The sequence below is a fragment of the Roseomonas rosulenta genome (assembly GCF_016106005.1).
Taxonomy (GTDB): Bacteria; Pseudomonadota; Alphaproteobacteria; order Acetobacterales; family Acetobacteraceae; genus Neoroseomonas; species Neoroseomonas rosulenta.
The window spans coordinates 1-733 of sequence record NZ_JACADR010000621.1 but is presented as its reverse complement, the minus strand read 5'-3'; the positions used below and the strand labels follow the sequence as shown (position 1 = coordinate 733).

The 733-nt window shown below is 78.0% G+C and carries 1 pseudogene; it reads right to left on the bottom strand.

From position 1 onward, the window contains the following. Window positions 1-616, bottom strand: a pseudogene (locus HW578_RS27270) (O-antigen ligase domain-containing protein); the annotation flags it as partial. Window positions 617-733: the final 117 nt, after the last annotated feature.

Sequence of the window (733 nt, the reverse complement as noted above, 5' to 3'; positions counted from 1 at the left end):
CGCCTGGCAGCAGCGCCGCCGCGCCCAGCAAGGCCACCAGCCCGAGCCACGCGGCGCGTGCCGGCCAGGACCGCGCCTCCGCCACGCGCACCGCCGCCAGCGCCGCGGCCGAGGCGATGGCCAGCCCGGCGATCTGGTACTGCACGCGGACCAGGTCCGGATGTGCGCCGGGCATCCCGCCCAGCACCACGCGGTCCGTGGCGATGCCCCAGGCGATGCCGGCCGCGACGAAGGCGCCGATGCCCAGCGCCGCATCAGCCAGCGCGCGCAGCGATCGCGCATCCCCCGCCACCACCAGCCCGGCGGCCAGCATGGCAGGCCCCAGCAGCACAGCATCCAGCAGCTTGGCGCGCAGGATGGTGGCGGACGGACTCCAGGCGCCGGCCAGGACCATCCACAGCCAAAGCAGCCCGCAGGCCGCGAGCGGCAGCGCCAGCGCCGGGTCCGCCCGCCAGGCGCGCGCGGCGACGAAGGGCGGCAGCACCGCCAGCAGGCCGAGTGCCGCCGCCGCCGTCAGATCTAAGGGCAGCCCCGCGAGCAGCGGCGCGGATTTCAGCGCGCCGGCGAGGTGCAGCATCGCGGCCATCGTGCCGGCCGCCACCGCAAGGCCGTTCATCCGCCCGGCACCGGCGGCAGCACAGGCGGGCACTCCGGCACCGCGCGCGGCGACACCGCGTCGGGCCGCATCGGCGCCGCGGCAGCCGCCAGCATCGCCACCGGGTCGTGGCGCAGC